This is a genomic window from Brachybacterium sp. 107, from assembly GCF_052379725.1.
Taxonomy (GTDB): domain Bacteria; phylum Actinomycetota; class Actinomycetes; order Actinomycetales; family Dermabacteraceae; genus Brachybacterium.
Window position 1 is genome coordinate 1 of sequence record NZ_JBQSYW010000017.1, and the last position, 19,030, is coordinate 19,030.

Annotated in this window: 13 protein-coding genes; 6 read left to right on the forward strand and 7 right to left on the reverse strand. The window is 70.5% G+C overall.

Annotated elements, in window-relative coordinates; translation table 11 throughout:
- From ACT3UL_RS15320 to ACT3UL_RS15340, 5 genes are all read right to left on the reverse strand, one after another.
- A partial coding sequence (locus ACT3UL_RS15320; RefSeq protein ID WP_444579188.1) for an extracellular solute-binding protein occupies nt 1-1,587 on the reverse strand: 1,587 nt, incomplete at its 3' end.
- Nucleotides 1,584-2,309: a DUF624 domain-containing protein gene (locus tag ACT3UL_RS15325; protein ID WP_444579190.1), complete on the reverse strand. Its 726-nt coding sequence runs from the start codon at nt 2,307-2,309 to the stop codon at nt 1,584-1,586. The genes ACT3UL_RS15320 and ACT3UL_RS15325, both read right to left, overlap by 4 nt.
- Before the next feature lie 50 nt (nt 2,310-2,359).
- Nucleotides 2,360-3,328, reverse strand: a complete 969-nt coding sequence (locus ACT3UL_RS15330; RefSeq protein WP_444579191.1) for a carbohydrate ABC transporter permease — start codon at nt 3,326-3,328, stop codon at nt 2,360-2,362.
- Nucleotides 3,329-3,332: 4 nt separating this feature from the next.
- Nucleotides 3,333-4,325, reverse strand: coding sequence for an ABC transporter permease (locus ACT3UL_RS15335; RefSeq protein ID WP_444579192.1), 993 nt, complete (start codon nt 4,323-4,325; stop codon nt 3,333-3,335).
- Nucleotides 4,325-5,551 carry a Gfo/Idh/MocA family protein gene (locus ACT3UL_RS15340; protein WP_444579193.1) on the reverse strand — a complete coding sequence of 409 codons (1,227 nt, stop codon included), beginning with the start codon at nt 5,549-5,551 and terminating at the stop codon, nt 4,325-4,327. The genes ACT3UL_RS15335 and ACT3UL_RS15340 overlap by 1 nt, the downstream gene beginning before the upstream one ends.
- A 300-nt stretch (nt 5,552-5,851) precedes the next feature.
- Between ACT3UL_RS15340 and ACT3UL_RS15345 the strand changes: the two genes are divergently transcribed.
- A complete protein-coding gene (locus ACT3UL_RS15345; RefSeq protein WP_444579194.1) occupies nt 5,852-7,564 on the forward strand; it encodes an FAD-dependent oxidoreductase in 1,713 nt (570 codons plus the stop codon).
- Between the two features lie 57 nt (nt 7,565-7,621).
- Here ACT3UL_RS15345 and ACT3UL_RS15350 read toward each other — a convergent pair whose 3' ends face one another.
- Entirely contained in the window at nt 7,622-9,073 is a 1,452-nt protein-coding gene (locus ACT3UL_RS15350) for an NAD(P)/FAD-dependent oxidoreductase (RefSeq protein WP_444579196.1), read from the reverse strand.
- A 743-nt stretch (nt 9,074-9,816) separates the two neighbouring features.
- On the opposite strand from ACT3UL_RS15350, the gene ACT3UL_RS15355 reads away from it, so the two are divergent.
- The 5 genes from ACT3UL_RS15355 (at nt 9,817) to ACT3UL_RS15375 (ending at nt 18,148) form a co-directional block, all read left to right on the forward strand.
- Nucleotides 9,817-12,312, forward strand: a complete 2,496-nt coding sequence (locus ACT3UL_RS15355) for a bifunctional metallophosphatase/5'-nucleotidase (protein ID WP_444579197.1) — start codon at nt 9,817-9,819, stop codon at nt 12,310-12,312.
- A 240-nt stretch (nt 12,313-12,552) separates the two neighbouring features.
- Nucleotides 12,553-15,297 (forward strand): ExeM/NucH family extracellular endonuclease, encoded by a 2,745-nt coding sequence (locus ACT3UL_RS15360; protein ID WP_444579198.1) that lies wholly within the window; start codon nt 12,553-12,555, stop codon nt 15,295-15,297.
- 27 nt (nt 15,298-15,324) lie between these two features.
- Nucleotides 15,325-16,869 carry an APC family permease gene (locus tag ACT3UL_RS15365; protein ID WP_444579200.1) on the forward strand — a complete coding sequence of 515 codons (1,545 nt, stop codon included), beginning with the start codon at nt 15,325-15,327 and terminating at the stop codon, nt 16,867-16,869.
- Nucleotides 16,870-16,941: 72 nt separating this feature from the next.
- The gene (locus tag ACT3UL_RS15370; protein WP_444579201.1) at nt 16,942-17,481 is read left to right on the forward strand and encodes an ArsR/SmtB family transcription factor; all 540 of its coding nucleotides are present in this window, start codon (nt 16,942-16,944) and stop codon (nt 17,479-17,481) included.
- Nucleotide 17,482: 1 nt separating this feature from the next.
- Nucleotides 17,483-18,148: an SRPBCC domain-containing protein gene (locus ACT3UL_RS15375; RefSeq protein WP_343922960.1), complete on the forward strand. Its 666-nt coding sequence runs from the start codon at nt 17,483-17,485 to the stop codon at nt 18,146-18,148.
- A 40-nt stretch (nt 18,149-18,188) separates the two neighbouring features.
- On the opposite strand, the gene ACT3UL_RS15380 is transcribed toward ACT3UL_RS15375, so the two are convergent.
- The gene (locus tag ACT3UL_RS15380) at nt 18,189-19,001 is read right to left on the reverse strand and encodes a class I SAM-dependent DNA methyltransferase (RefSeq protein ID WP_444579203.1); all 813 of its coding nucleotides are present in this window, start codon (nt 18,999-19,001) and stop codon (nt 18,189-18,191) included.
- Nucleotides 19,002-19,030 lie beyond the last annotated feature (29 nt).

Sequence of the window (19,030 nt, forward strand, 5' to 3'; positions counted from 1 at the left end):
GGCGGTCTGGTGCGCCGCGACGAAATCTGCCAAACCGATCTGCTCGAAGGTGGCGACGTGGTCGTCCCACTCGTCCAGCGACCGGTCACCCGTGACGAACGCGGCGAGGGATTCCTCGGCGTACTTCGAGATGTCGTTGCCGATCGTGGTGATCTGCTGCGACTCCTCTGCGGTGAAGGTGAACGCGGGCCACACCTCCTTCAGGGCGTACGGCTCCACGACCTTGGATCCCTCGGTGGACTGCTCCGAGGTCTCGACGCCGCGGAACCAGTCGTCCGTGGCCCAGCCCGGGTACCAGCCCCCGAGGTACAGGACGTACGGCTTCAGGGCCTCGTCGACCGTCTTGTCCTCCAGGAGCTCCGGGATCAGCTCGTCGCGCCCGTCGACCTCCTCGTAGCTCTCGCCCTCGACGCCCAGGAAGAACAGCTTGGCGCCCTCCTCGCTGAACCAGAAGTCCATCCAGCGGGCGATCTCGATGGGGTGCTCGGACTTGTCCGTCATCACGAAGTTGCCGATCGAGGAGAGCTCCGACCGCACGGCGTGCCAGGTCGGCTCATCGCCGGCGCTGCGCACCAGGGGCTTGAGCGCGACGTAGTTGTCGCCCTCCTTCCCGAAGTAGCCCGACGGGGTCTGCACCCCGCAGGAGCCCAGCAGCCCCTCGGTACCGTTCGCGCTGAACGCCGCGGCGTCGGTGGCGAAGATGTCCTGCTGCAGGAGACCCTTGCTGTAGAGCCCGTTCAGGAAGGACAACAGGTCGCGGTACTCCTCGCTGGCCGGGAAGTAGCGCACCTTGCCGTCCGCGTCGAGGTCGATGAGGCCGGCATCGTTGCCGTGGTTCGCGAGGCCGAACGTCCCGTACAGACTCGTCAGGATGGCGCCCATGTCCTGGCCGCCGAGCGGGATCGAGCCCTCGATGCTCGCAGCGACCTCCTCGAGGTAGGCCTGGTACTCCTCGAGCGTCTCCGGGGTCGCCATGCCGAACTGGTCCAGCCAGTCCTGGCGGATCCAGAACTTCGTCTGGTAGCGCAGACCGAGGCTCGTGGGGTCGTAGATGCCCGGCAGGGAGTAGATGTTCCCGTCGGGGAAGGTGAGGCCGGTGCGGAGCGCGGGGTACTCCTCCATCCGCGCCGTCAGGTTGGGCATGTACTTCTCGATCAGATCGTTGAGCGGGACGAAGGTGCCCTGCTCGCCGTACTTCGCGATGTCGCCGCTGGGAACCCCCGTGCGGTAGAAGACCTCGGGGTAGTCGCCGCTGGTCAGGAGGAGATTGCGACGCTCGATAGCTGCTTCCTCATTGACCAGTCCCCAGTCGACCTCGATGTTGGTGAGCTCCTGCGTCGTCTGCGCCGCAGCGACCTCGTTCCAGTCCTCCGCCGAAGCGTTGGACCGACGGGACATGAAGGAGATCGTGATCTCCTCCTCGACGATCGGCAGGCCCTCGGGATTGATGTTCTCGTCGGGGTTCTCGATCTTCTCGGCGGTGTCCCCGCCCTCGTCACCCCCGCCGCCGCAGGCCGCCAGCGCGGTGGAGGAGGCGAGGACAGCGGAGGCGAGGACGGTGCGGCGGGTGAACGGTGAACGGGTCATGATTTCCTCTCGAGATCGTGCAGGGGATTCGTCACGGCCGGGTGGCCTGGGCGGGAGATCGTGGGAGTGAAGGGCCCATCGGCGGACACGGACACGGGCTGGGCGTGGGAGGGGTGGGGGAGCGCGCGGTGCAGGCACCACGCGGAGACGGCGAACGGGACGCCGGCGCCGACGACGGGGAGCAGGCCGGGCCAGCCCGAGACGATCAGCAGCGTCGGCCATCCGACCCAGGCAGCGACCAGGGCGATGCTCAGCACGGGCCGGCTCAGCGCGTGGGCGAGCGCCGAGGCGACGATGACGGAGACCCGAGGGCGGGCGCCCGGCTCGATCTGCTCGAGCACCCACGGCAGGTAGGGGAGCGTCACGGCCAGCAGGAGCGCGGTGAGCAGCACGATCCCCTGGGTGACGGCCGACGGGATCGGTGGGACCCCCCGGGACATCCACCACGTCATCGCGAGCGACGCCGCGAGAGCGATGGCCAGCAGGCCTAACCCGGCGGACCGGCCCCAGCGGGATCGCCAGTGCGCCCACATGGTGCGGGGCACGTCGACGTCCTGGTCGCCGCGGGCCCAGGCGCTCGCCACCGCATGCGCGCCGATGCTCGCGGGCCCGATGCCGAGCACGATTCCGCCCAGCAGCGTCAGCATGCTCCACCACAGGTTCAGCCACACCAGCTGCACGGCGCGATGGACGAGGGCGTCCAAGCCGGCCAGAGGGCGCAAGCCGCCAGGCATCCTGGCGGTGACCGGCGCGGATCCAGGGCGGAGGGTGCTCATCCCTTCACCGACCCGATCAGCACGCCCTGCGTGAAGAACCGCTGGAGGAACGGGTAGATGATCAGCAGCGGCAGGGACGCCACGATCATCACCGCGTACTTGATCAGAGACGCCAGGCGCACCTGCTCGACGATCGAGCCGGCATCACCACCGCCCCCGCCGCCGGCGGACGGGTCCTCGGAGACCACCAGGAGCTCGCGCAGGATCAGCTGGAGCGGGAACTTGTCGCGGTCCGAGAGATAGATGAGCGCCTTGAAGTACTCGTTCCACAGCCCCACGCCGTGGAACAGCGCGAGGGTGACGATGATCGGGGCCGACAGCGGCAGCGCGATGCGGAAGAAGGTCTGCACGTCGCTCGCCCCGTCGACCTTGGCGGCCTCGCCGATCTCCTCGGGCACCGTCTGGGTGAAGAAGGCCCGCGCCACCAGGATCGACCAGGCGCCGGCGGCACCGGGCAGGATCACGGCCCACATGGTGTCCAGCAGGGCGAGATCCTTGACCAGCAGATAGGTGGGGATGATGCCGCCGGAGAACAGCATCGTGAACAGGATGTACCAGGTCACGCCGGTGCGCCCCGCCATGTGCTTCCGCGACAGGGCATAGGCGCACGGCAGGATCAGGCCCAGATGCACCGCCACGCCCACCAGGGTGTAGACGATCGAGTTGCGGTAGCCGATCCAGATCGCCGCCTGCCCGAACACCCGGCGGTAGCCGTCCAGCGTCACGTCCACGGGCCACAGCCAGACCTTCCCGGTCTGCACGGCGTGGGGGTCGCTGATCGAGGCGATCACCACGAACCACAGGGGATAGCCGATCACCAGCACCACGAACAGCACGAACGCTACGTTGAAGCGGTCGAACCACTGATCGTCGCGGCTGCCTACGGCGCGGTGCTCGACAGGAGACCCGTTGAGGGAGTCGTCGGACGCTGCGCCGCCGGGGCGCAGCTGGGTCGTCGTGTTCATGGGGTCACCACAGACTGTTCTCGGAGAACTTGCGGGCCAGCTGGTTCACGGTGATCAGCAGGATGATGTTGATGACCGAGTCGAAGAGCCCGACGGCAGCTGCGTAGCTGTACTGGCCCTGGATCAGACCCGTCTCGTAGACGAAGGTCTGGATGACATCGGCCGTCTCGGCGTTGAGGTTGTTGGTCATCAGCAGCACCTTCTCGAAGCCGACGGACATGAAGCTGCCGAAATCGAGGATGAACAGGATGACCACCGTGGGCATGATCGCGGGGATGTTCACGTGCCGGATCCGCTGCAGGCGGTTCGCGCCGTCGACCTCCGCCGCCTGGTGCAGCTCGGGGTTCACGCCGGCCAGCGCGGCGAGGTAGATGATCGTGCTCCACCCCAGCGACTGCCACACTCCGGACCACACGTAGAGGTGACGGAACCAGGCCGGATCCTGCATGAACTGGATCGGATCGAGCCCGACCAGCTCGAGCAGATGGTTCAGCAGCCCGGTGTTGGGGTCCAGGAAGGCGAACAGCATGCCGACCACCACGACCGTGGAGACGAAGTGCGGTGCGTAGGTGAGGGTCTGGGTGAACCGCTTGAAGAACCTGCTCTTCAGCTCGTTGAGCGCGAGCGCCAGGATGATCGGCAGCGGGAAGAGGAGCATCTGGTAGACGCTCAGCACCAGCGTGTTCTTCAGCAGGCGCCAGAAGTAGAACGAGCCGAAGAAGCGCTCGAAGTTCTCGAACCCGGTCCAGGGACTGCCCGAGATCCCCTTGCTCGCGATGAAGTCCTTGAACGCGATCTGCACCCCGTACATCGGGACGTAGTTGAAGATCAGGAAGAAGATCAGAGCGGGGGCGGCGAGCAGATACAGCTGCCAGCTCGCGACCACGCGCCGACGCAGCCGGCGCCGGCGCGACGGCTGCGGGAACGACGCCGCGGGCTGGTCGGCCGGCGGGGACGCGGTCGACGTACGCGTGGCCGACGGGGACGCGGAGGACATCAGGCGACCGGTTCCGAGGCGCCGAAGACCGCACGACGCAGATCCGCGAGGTGCACCGGCATCCCGGTGCGGGCCGAGTCCTGCAGGGCCATCGCGCACAGCACCGCGTCGATGCCCTCGGCGAGACCGGCCCGCGGGGTCCGGTCCTCCCCGGCGGCGAGACGCCAGAACAGTTCACCGAGGATCTCGTCGCCTCCGTGGTGGCCGCTCGCGCCGATCTGCACGCTCTCGTGCTCCTGTGTGGACCCGGCTCCACCGGCGGGATCCGGGAAGGACAGATCGAGGGTCCGGGCGCTCAGGTCGCCCTCCAGCAGACCCTCGGTCCCGAAGATCCGCAGCCGACGGGTGGAGCGCGGCTGCGCCATCACGGCGGTGAAGGTGGCGAGCGTTCCGTTGTCGAACTCCAAGGTCGCGACCTGGCGGTCCGGGAGACCGGACGGGCCGTAGGGGGAGTGCTGGGTGCTCGAGCGCAGAGCGTTCTTCGTCGCCTCGTCCCCGAAGTCGAGCTCGCCGGGCCCGGCGGTCGGGCGGAACCGCGGCAGCTGTTCGCTCTCCGCGCGGGGCCGGAACGCGAGGGCCGAGGCCATGGAGTGCACACGCACGGGGCGGCTGCCCAGGACGTATCCCAGGACGTCGACGTCATGGCAGCACTTCTCGAGCATCCAGCCGCCGGAATGCCCGACGTCCTGTCGCCAGCCCTGGTACTGCATGAGCGTCAGCCCGGTGCCGAGGTTCTCGTCGGCCTGGACCGAGAGGATCTCGCCCAGCCGGCCGGAGCGGACGATCTCCCGCACACGTTCGTAGAAGCGCGTGTAGCGCAGCACGAATCCGACGACGGTGCGGGACGCGGTTCGTGCCTGTTCCGCGGACCAGAGCGCGGAGAGCCCCTCCACGGTGGTCGCGACCGGCTTCTCGAGCATCAGCGGAAGCCCCTGCCGCATCGCCTCGACCGCGTACGCCACGTGCTGGTCGTTCGGGGAGGCGACGACCACGGCGTCGAGGTGGCGATCGCGCAGCATCTCCACGCCATCGTCATGGAAGTCGGGCTGTGCGGCGAAGAGACCGGCGAAGGCCTCGCGGCGCTCATGATCTGGATCCGAAATCGCCGAGAGGTCGACAGAATCCGCCATATCTGCCGGGACGTTACGAAAATAGGAGGCGGCGCGCTGGCCGGAGCCGACGAGGCCGACTCTCAGCTGTTTCGTGGCTATTCGGGCAGTATTCATGGACTGGACACCTATGCTGGAGAGTGGTGGATGTGCCGCTCGAGGTGGGGGTGAGGGGAGGTTACGTAAGGATGTAACAGAACCTAGAGTCGATCTGTGACCCATGTCAACCCCGAGCTGGGAACTGGATCGTTGGGGCCGAGATCCGCGTCCTGGTCACCATGAACGCGACTTCTCATGACGATGAACGAGGCTCCTCGAGGGAGTGAAATCGGCTCGTCGTCAGGCGCTCTTCGCCCCCGCGACTGTGGGCTGCGGCATATCCTGCCGCCACCTCCTCCGACTCGACAGGATGAACCGGTGACCTCTCCCGGCATGACCACACCAGCACCAGATCCCGTACCAGGACCAGAGCCCGCACCGGCGCCATTGCCAGCACCCGAGCCGCGCGAGCTGGCGGCCGATCTCGTCGTGATCGGCGGCGGACTCGGAGGAGTCGCCGCCGCACTCACCGCCGCCCGGCTCGGCCATTGCGTGATCCTCACGGAGGCGGATCCCTGGCTCGGGGGCCAGCTCACGGTGCAGGGTGTGCCCCCGGACGAGTCGGCGTGGGTGGAGTCCCACCCGAATTCGGCGAGCTACACAGAGTTCCGGGAGGCGGTCCGGGAGCACTATCGGCAGAACTTCCCGCTCACGCAGAGCGCCCGGGCCGATGCACAGCTGAACCCGGGGAAGGGCTTCGTGTCCAAGCTCTGCCATGAGCCCCGCATCGGGGCGCTGGTGCTCGAGCAGATGCTCTCCCCGCTGCTGTCCAGCGGGCAGATCACCTGGTTGCGCGAGCACGAACCCACCGCGGCAGAGCGTGACGGAGACCGGATCAGCTCGGTGGTCGTCCGCGAGCTCCGGACCGGCGTGGAGACGATCCTGAGGGTTCCGTTGATCGTCGACGCCACCGAGCTCGGCGATCTGCTGGAGCTCGGGGAGGTCGAGCACGTGATCGGCGCGGAAGCTCGCAGCGAGCATGGCGAGCTCCATGCCCCCGAGCAGGCGGATCCCCTCGACCAGCAGGCGATCACCTGGTGCTGCGCGCTCGAATGGGCGCCGGGGAATCGGGAGCTGGTGCCCCGACCCGCGCTGTACGAGCGGTACGCGACCGTGGTCCCCGATTTCTGGCCCGGCCCGCAGCTCTCCTTCGACGACGTCCACCCGATCACGCTCGAGGTGCGCCACCGCCCGGTCTTCCTGGAGGATCCGGTCGGTGACGAGGGTGTCCAGGACGGACGGGGCATGTGGCACTACCGTCGGGTGCGCTCCCAGGAGGTCCTCGAGCCGGGCACCCCGGGCGGGGAGATCAGCCTGGTCAACTGGCCGCAGATCGACTTCTGGGATCTGCCGCTGCTCGGCGTCGGCGCCGAGGAGAGGGCGCGCGCCGAGGACGAAGCACGCCAGCTGACCCTGTCCTTCGTGCACTGGCTGCAGACCGAGGCGCCCCGCACCGGAGGTGGGCACGGGTACCCGGAGCTCCGGCTGCGCGGAGACGTCCTGGGAACCGCCGACGGGCTCGCCCGCCAGCCCTACATCCGTGAGTCCCGCCGCATCCGCGCGCTGTTCACCGTGACGGAGGAGCACATCGGCCGGGAGATGCGCGGCGAGTTCGCCGGCCCCGCGGAGTTCGCGGATTCCGTGGGGACGGGGCACTACCGGATCGACCTGCACCCGTCGACGTCGGCCCGCACCTACGTCGACATCGACTCCTTCCCGTTCCAGATCCCGCTCGGGGCTCTCATCCCGGCCGACGTCACGAACCTGCTCCCGGCCAACAAGAACATCGGCACCACCCACATCACCAACGGCGCCTATCGGCTGCACCCCGTGGAGTGGTCGATCGGCGAGGCCGTCGGCGCGCTCGCCGAGATCTGTCGCCGTCGTGGAGTGACCCCGGCCGAGGTGCACGCGAGCCCCGAGAGGGTCGCGGAGCTGCAGGCGCTGCTCCGAGACGAGCTAGGAGTGCGGCTCGAGTGGCCCGAGGCGATCCGTCGGCGCCTGCCGGAGCCGGATGAGGCTCTGCGGTGACGCAGCGGGGCTGTGCGGCAGCGGGGCAGCGGACACGAGGTCCGTACCCCTTGCGCGTCAGTCCTTCGTCGGGCCCGGGACGCTGCTGGCCCCGGGGGCGGCGGCGGCCGCTGCCTCGTCGGCCGGCGCGTCGGCGCAGGCCCCCTTGCCGAACTTCCGCTTGGCGGCCTGCTCCTCGAAGATCCGGGCCGCGCGCAGCGAGTTGACCTCGCCCACCACGGGGTTCGGCTGGTGGGTGGCGCGGGAACCCGAGTACAGCGAGATCAGGTTCATCGCGACGGCGCGCTGGTTGCGGTGCCCGATCATCTTGGTGATGTGCACGCCCAGCCAAGCGGCCCAGCCCATCGCGCCGGAGAGCCCGCCGAGAACCGGGATCTCGGCGATCGCGGCGTGACGGCCGATGGTGGCCATGGTGCCGAGGTCCGTGTACTTGAACTTCTTGCGAGGCTTGCCGGCGACCTCTGCGGCGATGGCGCGGGCGGCGGCCTGACCCATCTGGATCGCGGGCTGGGCGAGCTGGGGGAGAGCCTCGTCCTGGCCGGCGATGTCTCCGGCTGCATACACGCCCGGATGCCCCTTGACCTGCAGGAAGTCGTCCACTGCGAGGCGTCCGCGCTTGTCCTGCGGAAGGCCCCACTCCTTGACGGAATCGGGGATGGCGACGCCCGCGGCCCAGATGGTGATGTCGGATTCGAGGATCGACCCGTTGTCCAGGACCACGTGGTCGTAGCCCACGGACTTCACGCCGTGGCCCAGGCGCAGCGTCACGCCGCGGTCCTTGAGCTCCTCGGCGGCGTAGTCGCGATACTTCGGGCTGAACTCCTTGATGAGCTCGCCGCCGCGCTGGAGCACCGTGACCTGCAGGGTCCCGGGGTCCATCTCGGGGTAGAGGATGTCCAGCTCCTGCATGCGGAAGTCCGCGAGGGCGCCGGCGATCTCCACACCGGTGGGCCCACCGCCGACGATGCACACGTGGAGCTTGTCGTGCCCGGCGGCGTCCTCACGGCTGGAGCGCTCGAGCTCGGAGAAGATGCGGTCGCGGATCGCGAGCGCCTGGCTGCGGGTGTACATCGGCATCGCGTGCTCTTCGGCGCCAGGGGTGCCGAAGTAGGTGGTCGTCGCGCCGTTGGCCACGATCAGGTAGTCGTAGGACAGCTCGTGGATGCCCTTCTGGCCCTCGTCGAGCTTGACCACCTTGCGTTCGGGATCCACCCCCTCGACCTCGCCCTGGCGGTACCGCATGTTCGGGACCTTGAGGGAGAGGCCGCGCAGGAACATGGTGACGTCGCCCGGGTTCAGGCCGGCCGTGGCCACCTGATAGAGCAGCGGCTGGAAGGTCTTGTAGACGTTGCGGTCGATCAGGGTGACGCGCACCCGGGCATCGCGCAGGGCTCCCACGGCGTGGGCGCCGGCGAAGCCGCCGCCCAGGATGATCACATGCGGCCAGCTCGCGCCGTCCTTCGCAGGGACGGTGGGGCGACGGGAGAGGAACGGCATCGGCAGGACCATGGGAACTGACTCCTTGGAGTGACGGTGGTCGGCGTCCCGGAGGGGCACCGGTGGCGTCCCTGGGCAGGGGAGCCGGCGTCGGCTGGAGGGTGAGGAGGATCGAGGGGCTGCGGACGATGCCGGGTGCGACCCGGGGAGGCGGGCTCGACGACCGGTCGGGCCCGGGGCCTGAGACGAGTGCGCGAGGAGGCGTGTCGTCCGAAGTACTCAGCGATGCTACCCACTTCGTGCACCGTGGCGTAACCGTAGCCCCCGGTCCTGAGGTCGCGCATCACAAGGAAAGCGAATTCAGGGCGGAGGCATCGTGATCGCCGCCTCCCTCGCGGTGCCGCGCCGTCTCTGCCATCTCGTCCCGCCCTCCAGCTCCCGCCCTCCAGCTCCCGCCCTCCAGCTCCCGCCCTCCAGCTCCCGCCCTCCAGCTCCCGCCCTCCAGCTCCCGCCCTCTCGTCCCCGCCCTCCAGCTCCCGCCCTCCAGGTCCCGCCCTCTCGTCCCCGCACGCCGGATCCCGCCCTCCAGCTCCCATCTCCGCCCGCTGGATCCGGTGCCGGCCGGGCTTCAGGTCATGAAAGGGTCAAGGCGTCCCCCGGATCGCACCAAGATCGAGGCGCAAGTCACGGGGATCGGCCAACGCACGGTGACAACTCGAAACCAGAACGGGGAACAACGGGCGTGGTGCGACATCCCCGGGATGAGATGTCCCCAGGCGCACGGCGTGCGCACACATCACTCCCAGGAGATATTCATGTTCGTTCCCCCCGTCCGCCGCCTCGCGCGCGGCGCGTCCGTGGGCCTCGGTGCCGCCGCCCTCGTGGTCGCGACCGCCATGGTCCCGCTCGGTGCTGCAGCCGCCGCCGAGGCCGGAGACGAGGTCAATCTGCTGACCTTCAACGACTTCCACGGCGCCCTCGGGGCCGGCGACGCCTTCGCCTGCACGATCACCACCGCCCAGGAGCAGCATCCGAACTCGGCCCTGCTCTCCGCGGGCGACAACGTCGGCGGCAGCGCCTTCGCCTCGGCCGTCGCCGATGACGAGCCCACCATCGACTTCCTCAACGCCCTCGGCGTGGACGCGAGCGCGGTCGGCAACCACGAGTTCGACAAGGGCCAGGACGATCTGGCCGATCGCATCTCCCCGCGCACCGACTTCCCGGACCTGGCCGCGAACGTCTACCACGCCGATGGCAGGCACGCTCTGGAGCCCTACGCGATCGTCGAGGCGGGGGACGTCAAGGTCGCCGTGATCGGCGCCGTCACCACCAAGACCGTCGGCAAGGTCAGCCCCTCGGCGATCGAGGGCCTCACCTTCGGCAACCCGGTCGAGGGTGTCAACAACGCCATCGACGAGCTGAACGAGTCTGGCGAGGAGTACGACGTCATCGTCGCCTCGTACCACGAGGGTGCCTCCGGGAACGGTGAGCCGGGTTCCGCACCGAGCAACTCCGACCCGATCTTCGACGAGATCGTCGCGGAGACGTCCTCCGAGGTCGACGCGATCTTCAACGGCGACTCCCATCAGACCTACGCGTTCGACGCCCCGATGCCCGGCCAGGACGGCGAGGTGCGTCCCGTCGTGCAGACCGGCTCCAGCGGCGCCAACATCGGTTCCGTGACCCTTGCGCTGGGCGATGACGGCGACTGGGACGTGATCGAGGGCGGCACGGAGCTGCTCCCCACCGAGAACGCCGACCTCGGCGCCTGCGCCGGCAACGCCACCTACGACGCGGCCTCCCGGGTCATCGCCGACGCGATCGCCGAGGCCGAGGTGCTCGGCGCCGAGCAGGTCGGCACGATCTCCGACGACATCACCACCTCGTGGGACTCCAGCGTCGCCGAGTACGACGAGAACGGCATCCGGCAGTCCCGCGCCCCGGTCACGGACCAGGCGACGACCAAGGGCGATGACCGCTCCCGCCACTCCGCCGCCGGCAGCACGCTCGCGGATTCCATGACGTGGTACCTCGAGGACGCCGGCCTGGACGGCGAGAACGAGGTCATCGGCTGGATGAACCCCGGCGGCATCCGCGCCGAGCTGTGGGACGAGGCTGCCGGCGCCGAGGGCGACGGCGTGGTCACCTATGCCGAAGCCAACTCGATGGTGCCCTTCGGCAACACCCTGAACTCCGGCGAGGTCACCGGCGCCCAGTTCGCGCAGATGCTCGAGGAGCAGTGGCAGCGTGATGACAAGGGTGACCCCACCAGCGAGTTCCTCGCGTTCAGCGTCTCGGACAACGTCGAGTACGTCCTGGACAGCACCCGCGAGCTGGACGACCACATCGTCGATATCCGCGTGGGCGGCGAGCCGATCGACCTCGACGCGACCTACACGATCGTCGCCGCGAGCTTCCTCTTCGAGGGCGGCGACAACATGTGGGCGCTCTCCGAGGCGCAGAACGTGAGCGATTCCGGCGTGCTGGACCGCGACGCCTTCATCCAGTACCTCGGAGCGCACGAGGGCCTGGCGCCGGACTACTCCCAGCAGCAGCTGGACCTTCAGATCCTCGACGGCGGCGAGTACGACTCCGAGGCCGGCGTGGACACCGATCCCGTGCTCCGCCTCGCGGCGCTGGAGTCCCTCAGCCTCGGCGCTCCCGAGATCACCTCGGTGAGCGTGGACGCCGGCGAGTACGGCACCTTCGAGGCGCCCTACGGGTACCTCGAGGACGCCGGCCGCTACGTCGGCGACGTCACCCTGACCGACTGGCTGTGCGTGCCCGAGGGCACCGTGGTGCCGCTGACGATCACCGCTGTCCCGGACGAGGGCACGGCGATCACCTACGAGCTGCCGTCCTTCACCTGGACCGCCGGCGGTGCGCCGGAGACCTGCGGTGACGACACCACGCCCCCGCCCGGCGACGGCGGGGACGACAGCGACGACGGGGACGGCACCACGACACCCCCGAGCGATGAGGACGACGAGGGCGACGAGGGCGGGGACACCACTCCGCCGGCCGACGACACGGACGACACGACGCCGCCTGCGGACGACGCCGATGACGCGTCCGACGGCACCACCCCGCCGGCCGACGACACCACCGCCCCGCCGGCCACCGGCGGCTCGCACACCGACGCGACCGGTACGGACTCGGCGGGCACCGACTCCGCGGACGTCCGTGCCGACGGGCCGTCGAACCTCGCCCGCACCGGCGCCGACGTGGCGCCGTATGTTCTCGCGATCGGCATCATCGCCCTGGCCGGCGTCGGTGCCCTGGTGCTGCGGCGCCGCCTGAGCCGCCGCTGACCCCCGTCCTGACGACGAAGGGGCCGAGCCCCACCGGCCCGGCTCCTTCGTCGTCAGGACTGCCAGCCCCGCCTCACGACTCCCACCTGCCTCACGGCCCCACTCGCCTCACGACTCCCACCTGCCACACGGCCCCCACCCGCTCCGCAGACCCTCACCAGCCCCACCCGCAGGCCCGCACCACCAGGCCCACACCCCGGGCCGATCCCGCCGTCCCACCGCCTCGCCAGGAGACCCCTCATGAGCACCGCTACCACCCACGGCTCCGGACTGCGGACGCGCATCACCCGCGTCGGCGGAGCAGCGGCCGCCCTGGCCCTCGGCCTCAGCCTCGCCCCGGGCCTGCTCCCCACCGCCCAGGCCGCCGTGGTCGCTCCCGGCGACCTGCAGATCAGCGAGGCGTACGGCGGCGGAGGCAACTCCGGCGCCACCTTCCAGAACGACTTCGTCGAGCTGCGCAACACCACCGACCAGGACCTCAGCATCGACGGCTGGTCCCTGCAGTACGCCTCCAAGACCGGCGCCTTCCACAACACCGTCCCCCTGCAGGGGACCGTCCCCGCCGGAGGCACCTTCCTGGTGCAGCTCGCCGCCGGCAACGGCAACGGCGACCCGCTGCCCGGCGCCGACCTCACGGCCGGCGTCAACGCCTCCGGCACCGGCGGCGTCTTCGCCCTGTCCGACGCGGAGGGCAAGCTCGCCTGCACCGGCACCACCTGCGCCGAGGACCCGGCCGTCGTGGACCTCCTGGCCTGGGGCGACGCCGCCACCTTCTCGGGCGAGGCCCCCGCGCCCGCCACCACCAACGCCACCTCCGTCTCCCGCGTGGCGGCCACCGGCGAGAACTCCACCGACTTCATCGCCGGCGCTCCGACGCCCACTCCGTCGGGCGCCGAGGAGCCGGACCCCGGTGAACCGGGCGATCCCGGGGACCCGGGGGACCCCGGCGAACCCGCCGAGGCGATCCCGGCCACGATCGCCGAGATCCAGGGCACCGGTACCGCCTCCGAGCTGGCAGGCACCCGGGTGGTCGCCGAGGGTGTCGTCACCGCGGTGTACGCCACCGGCGGGCTGGACGGCTATGTCATCCAGACCGGTGGCACCGGCGGCGCCCTGGACCTCGCCGAGCACACCGGATCCACCGCCGTGTTCGTGTACTCCCCGGACACCGCCGGCCAGGTCGCGATCGGTGACTCCGTGCGTGTGACCGGCGAGGTCGCCGAGTATCACGACTCCACCCAGATCACCGTCGGCGCCGACGGCCTCGAGCAGCTCCCCGAGGCGCTCGAGCCCGTCGAACCCGCCACGATCGACAGCGGCTTCCCGACCCAGGAGACCCAGCGCGAGAGCCTCGAGCACATGCTCTACCTGCCCGGCGAGGGCGACTTCACCGTCACCGACGTCTACTCCACGAACAAGTTCGGCGAGGTGGGCCTCGCCATCGGCGACCAGCCCCTCCAGCAGGCCGGCGACATCATGGCCCCCGGCGCGGAGGCCACCGCCTACTTCGAGGAGCAGGCGCAGAATCTGGTGCTGCTCGACGACGGCCGCACCACCGACTTCACGAAGAACGCGCAGCTGCCGATGAGCTGGCTGACCACGCAGGAGCCCGTGCGCGTCGGCGCCGCGACCAGCTTCGAGCAGCCCGTCGTGGTCTCCTACTCCTTCGACCAGTGGCGGCTGAACGTCACGAGCCCCTGGGAGAGCTCCGAGGCCGACGGGGTCGCCTTCGAGGACACCCGTCAGGACGCCCCGGACGAGGTGGGCGGCGACCTGCAGGTCGCCACCTTCAACGTGCTGAACTACTTCACCACCCTCGGCGAGGACACCCCCGGCTGCGAGCCGTACACCGACATGGAGGGCAACGGCACCACGGTGCGTGGCGGCTGCGACCTGCGCGGCGCCTGGGGAGCCGACGACCTCGAGCGCCAGGAGAGCAAGATCGTCGAGGCCATCTCCGGCACCGACGCCGACGTCGTGGGCCTGATGGAGATCGAGAACTCCGCCCGTCTGGGCGAGGGCGCCGACGAGGCCACCGCCACCCTGGTCGCCGCGCTGAACGAGCGCGACGGCGCGGGCACCTGGGACTACGTGCCCACCGGTGACGCCTACGCCGCGCAGGGCGTGGACGGCGGGCAGGACGTCATCACCAACGCGATCATCTTCAAGAGCGACGAGGTGACGACGCAGGGCGACGCCCAGATCCTCACCGGCGACCCGGCGTTCGACAACGCCCGCGAGCCCATCGGTCAGGTGTTCGTGCCGGTGAAGGGCGAGGGTGACCAGCAGGTCGAGGGCGAACCCTTCTTCTTCGCCGTGAACCACTTCAAGTCCAAGGGCTCGGCGGACGCCGAGGACGCGGACCTGCCCGCGGACCCGGTGCAGGGCAACGCCCGCACCTCCCGCCTGCAGCAGGCCGAGGCCCTGCACACCTGGTCGCAGGAGCGCGCCGATGAGCTCGGCGTGCAGGACGTGCTGCTGGGCGGCGACTTCAACGCGTACTCCCAGGAGGAACCCCTCCAGGAGTTCTACGCCGACGGGTACCAGGACCTCGCCGAGGCCCATGACCCCGCGGGCTGGTCCTACAGCTACGGCGGAATGGTCGGCTCGCTCGACCATGTCCTGGGCAACGCCTCCGCCTCGGAGCGCGTCACCGGCGCGACCGACTGGCAGATCAACGGCGCCGAGTCCGTCATGACCCAGTACTCGCGCTACCGGAGCAATGCCACCGACCTCTATGAGGACGGCGTGTTCGGCTCCTCCGACCATGACCCCCTCATCGTGGGCCTGGATGCCGGCTTCCCCGAGGGCGGCGGCGAGGAGCCCGGCGACGGCGACCACCCGGGCAACGGGCATGGCCATGGTCACGGCAACGGGCATGGCCACGGTCATGGCAATGGCAATGGCAATGGCAATGGCAATGGCAACGGGAACGGGAACGGGAACGGGAACGGGAACGGAAGGGCGAACGGTCGCAACGGCTGACCGGCGCCATCCACGAGACTGGACCCCATGACACCCACTTCTGGTCCCGGCACCGACCCCGGACCGCATCCTGACGCGGCTCCCGAGGGCGACGCCATCCCGGCCCGCGGCGCAGGCCCGAGCCGGGGCCGCGACTTCGGTCCCGGCTCCGAACTGGACCCGGGACTGAGCCTGGGGACGGCTCCGACGCCGGGCCGTCTCGCCCGTCGGCTGCGTCTCGGCGACGCGATCGTGATCGGACTGGCCTCGATGATCGGGGCCGGCGCGTTCGTGTCCCTCGGCGCGGCGCAGGACCTCGCCGGGGCGCTCGCCCCCGTCGCCGTGCTGATCGCGGCCGTCGTCGCGATCTGCAACGCCACCTCGACCGCGCAGCTGGCCGCCCAGCACCCCAGCTCCGGCGGCACCTACCACTTCGGCACCCAGCAGCTCGGCCCCTGGTGGGGCTTCGTGGCCGGCTGGTGCTTCGTGATCGGCAAGATCGCGTCCTGTGCGGCGATGGCCCTGGTCGTCGCCGCCTACCTGGTGCCCGAGCCGGGCCAGCGGATCGTCGCGGCCCTGGTCGTGGTCGCGCTGACCGGGGTGAACCTGGTGGGCATCACCCGCACCGCCGCGCTCGCCCGCGTGCTCGTGACCATCGCGCTCGCGGCGCTGCTCCTGACCGCCGGCCGTCTGCTCGTGGGCCTCGTGCGCGGCGACGGGCCCAGCGCCGGGATCCTCGAAGGCGCCGGACCGGCGGACACGGCGTCGGCCGGACCCGCGTTCGGCGGCGTGCCCGGCCCGCTCGCCGGCTCCGCCTCCGGGCTGTGGGACGGGGGACTGGCGGCCGTGCTCGGGGCCGGCAGCGGCGGGATCCTCGGCATCACCCTCGTGGTGCTGCAGGCGGCGGCGCTGATGTTCTTCGCCTTCGCCGGGTACGCCCGTGTCGCGACCCTCGGCGAGGAGGTCATCGAGCCGCGCCGCACCATCCCGCGCGCGATCCTCCTCGCGCTCGCCATGGTGTGCGCCCTGTACCTGGGCCTGTCCGCGCTGCTGGTGCTCGTCGGCCCCGCCCCGGGCGGCCAGGGCTGGGGGCCGGCGCCGTTCCTCACCGCTCTGGAGTCCGTGGGCGCCGGCGGCGCCTGGTCCGCCGTGATCACGATCGGTGCCGTCGCGGCCGCCGCCGGGGCGCTGCTCGCCCTGATCGCCGGAGTGTCCCGCACGATGCTCGCCATGGCGCGCGGCGGCGACCTGCCCAGGCCCCTGGCGAAGTCCAGCAACCGCTACGCCGTGCCGCAGCGGGCCGAGATCGTCGCGGCGCTCGCCGTGCTGGCGCTCGTGCTGCTGGCCTCGGACGTGCTGGTCGCGATCGCCGCCTCCGCGTTCGGGGTGCTGCTGTACTACGCGATCGGGAACCTCGCGGCGTTCACACAGGCCGGGCAGTGGCGGCTGTTCCCCCAGGCGCTGCAGATCGGGGGACTGATCGGCTGCGTCGTGCTGGTGGCGGCACTGCCCGGGCGCACCGTGGTCGCCGGTGTGGTCCTGGTCGGGATCGGCGTCGCGTACCGCGCGATCGTGGTGCGAGCTCGCCGCTGAGACCGGTGCGCCACGAGCCCGATCGAGCAATTAAGCCTTGACTTATATGAGGCCGACGGGAAGGATGATCGCATGCACGCACTCGATGTCCTCGGCGATCCCGTGCGGCGACGGATCCTCGAGCTCCTCGCCGAGGGAGAGCTCGGCGCGGGCGAGATCGGCGAGAGCGTGCAGCAGGAGTTCGTGATCAGCCAGCCGGCCGTCTCCCAGCACCTGCGTGTCCTGCGCGAGCACGGCTTCGCCACCGTCCGCGCCGAGGGGCGCCGCCGGCTGTACGCCGTCGATGCCCGTGGTCCGCAGGAGGCCAGGGACTGGCTGACCCCCTTCGAACGCTTCTGGCTGCCGGCGCTCGATGCCCTGGGCACCGAGCTCGCCCGCGAGCGGCGACAGCGACGCCTCGCCGCCGACGCCACCCCGTCGGCCGACGGCGGGCGTGCGTCATCGGTCGACGACGGATCTGCTCCAGAGGTCGGCGTCGGCACCTCCCGCACGTCCACGACACCCACCTCCGAGACAACCACCTCCACGGCCCCCACATCCTCGGGTTCCGCACCCACCGACGCCGCGCCGGGCATCCGGCCCGCAGCGGCACACTTTCCGAAGGAGTCCTGACATGGTCGACGTCCCCACCCAGCTGCAGTCCGTCACCCGTTCCTACCGCCTCGAGGACCGCGACGGTCAGCCCGCGCACGTCCAGTCCCTCGAGCAGACCTATCCCGCCGCGCTCGCCGACGTCTGGGACGCGGTCACCACCGCCGAGCGCATCCAGCGCTGGTTCCTGCCGATCAGCGGCGACCTGCAGCTCGGCGGCCGCTACCAGTTCGAGGGCAACGCCGGCGGCGAGATCCTCACCTGCGAGCCGCCGGCCGACGGCCTCGCGGAGTACTCCGTGACCTGGGAGATGATGGGCGCCGTGTCCTGGCTGACGATCCGTCTGGCCGCCGACGGCGAGGAGGCCACCCGCTTCGAGCTCGAGCACACCTCCCATGCCGCGGACATCCCCGCGGAGATGTGGGAGACCTTCGGCCCCGGCGCCACCGGCGTGGGCTGGGACGGCGGCCTGCTGGGCCTCGCGCTGCACCTCGGCGCCACCGAGGGCTCGCTCGCCCCGTCCGAGGCCGAGGCCTGGGCGGGCACCGACGAGGGTCGCTCGTTCTACCGCGGTGCGGCCGACGGCTGGGCCGTCGCCCACTCCGCCTCTGGCGCGGACGCCGACACGGCTCAGCGCCTGGCGGACGCGACCTACGGCTTCTACACCGGCACCGGCACCGGGGCCTGACGACGGCTGGGCCTGGGGACTGCCGGGCTCGTCCCGGGGCTCAGACCGCCCGGGCGATCACCACGAACTCGCGGCCCGGCCGGTCCGGGGCGTCCCGGATCTCCTGGACGGCGAAACCAGCGGCGGTGAGCGAGTCCCGCAGCTCGGTCTCGCTGCGCCACCGCAGCGTGGAGGTCGAGGTGATCGTGGTGCCGTCCTCGAAGGTGAACTCGTCGGCGAAGGTGACCAGCGGCAGGTCGACGTCGAACCGCGTGGGGCGCGAACGCACCTGGCCCAGCCCGGGCACCTCATGGACCGACGCGGACGTGTCCGCCTGCCAGTCCTCCCAGGCACGACGCTCGGGCCGGCGTGCCTCGAACACGAGATGACCGCCCGGGCTCACGGCGGCGCGGATCGCCTGCAGCGTGCTCGCCCAGGCCTCGTCGGTCACGAACACCTGGGCCACGTTCCCGGTCATCACGGCGGCGTCGGCGTGCAGCGGGGGATCCAGCGCAGGGAGATCCACGGCGGTGCCATGGATCCAGTGCACGCGGCCTGCGCCCGGTTTCGTGCGCGCGACCTCGAGCGAGGCCTGTGCCGGATCGACCCCGGCCACCGTGAAGCCGGCGGCGGCGAGCCGCACGGCCAGGGCGCCGGTCCCACAGCCGATGTCGACCACGGAGCGTGCCCCGAGCTCCTCGAGGATCGCCTCGTAGTGGTCGAGGTCGTCGCGCTCGCCGTCGAAGGTGTCGTAGCAGGCGGCCAGGCGCGGATCGGCGAAGATCGCGTCAGGTTCTGCCTCGGTGGTGGCGCCGGGGTCGGGATCGGGTGCGCGTTCGCGATCGCACTGCGGCGAAGGGTTCTCAGAGGTCACAAGGTCGACCGTAGGCGCCCATCGACTGT

Bases quoted from the DNA above. Each gene is read 5' to 3' on its own strand.
- ACT3UL_RS15330 (WP_444579191.1), bottom strand. From the start codon at position 3,328: ATGAACACGACGACCCAGCTGCGCCCCGGCGGCGCAGCGTCCGACGAC.
- ACT3UL_RS15375 (WP_343922960.1), top strand. From the start codon at position 17,483: ATGGTCGACGTCCCCACCCAGCTGCAGTCCGTCACCCGTTCCTACCGC.
- ACT3UL_RS15340 (WP_444579193.1), bottom strand. From the start codon at position 5,551: ATGAATACTGCCCGAATAGCCACGAAACAGCTGAGAGTCGGCCTCGTC.
- ACT3UL_RS15350 (WP_444579196.1), bottom strand. From the start codon at position 9,073: ATGGTCCTGCCGATGCCGTTCCTCTCCCGTCGCCCCACCGTCCCTGCG.
- ACT3UL_RS15370 (WP_444579201.1), top strand. From the start codon at position 16,942: ATGCACGCACTCGATGTCCTCGGCGATCCCGTGCGGCGACGGATCCTC.
- ACT3UL_RS15365 (WP_444579200.1), top strand. From the start codon at position 15,325: ATGACACCCACTTCTGGTCCCGGCACCGACCCCGGACCGCATCCTGAC.
- ACT3UL_RS15355 (WP_444579197.1), top strand. From the start codon at position 9,817: ATGTTCGTTCCCCCCGTCCGCCGCCTCGCGCGCGGCGCGTCCGTGGGC.
- ACT3UL_RS15335 (WP_444579192.1), bottom strand. From the start codon at position 4,325: ATGTCCTCCGCGTCCCCGTCGGCCACGCGTACGTCGACCGCGTCCCCG.
- ACT3UL_RS15360 (WP_444579198.1), top strand. From the start codon at position 12,553: ATGAGCACCGCTACCACCCACGGCTCCGGACTGCGGACGCGCATCACC.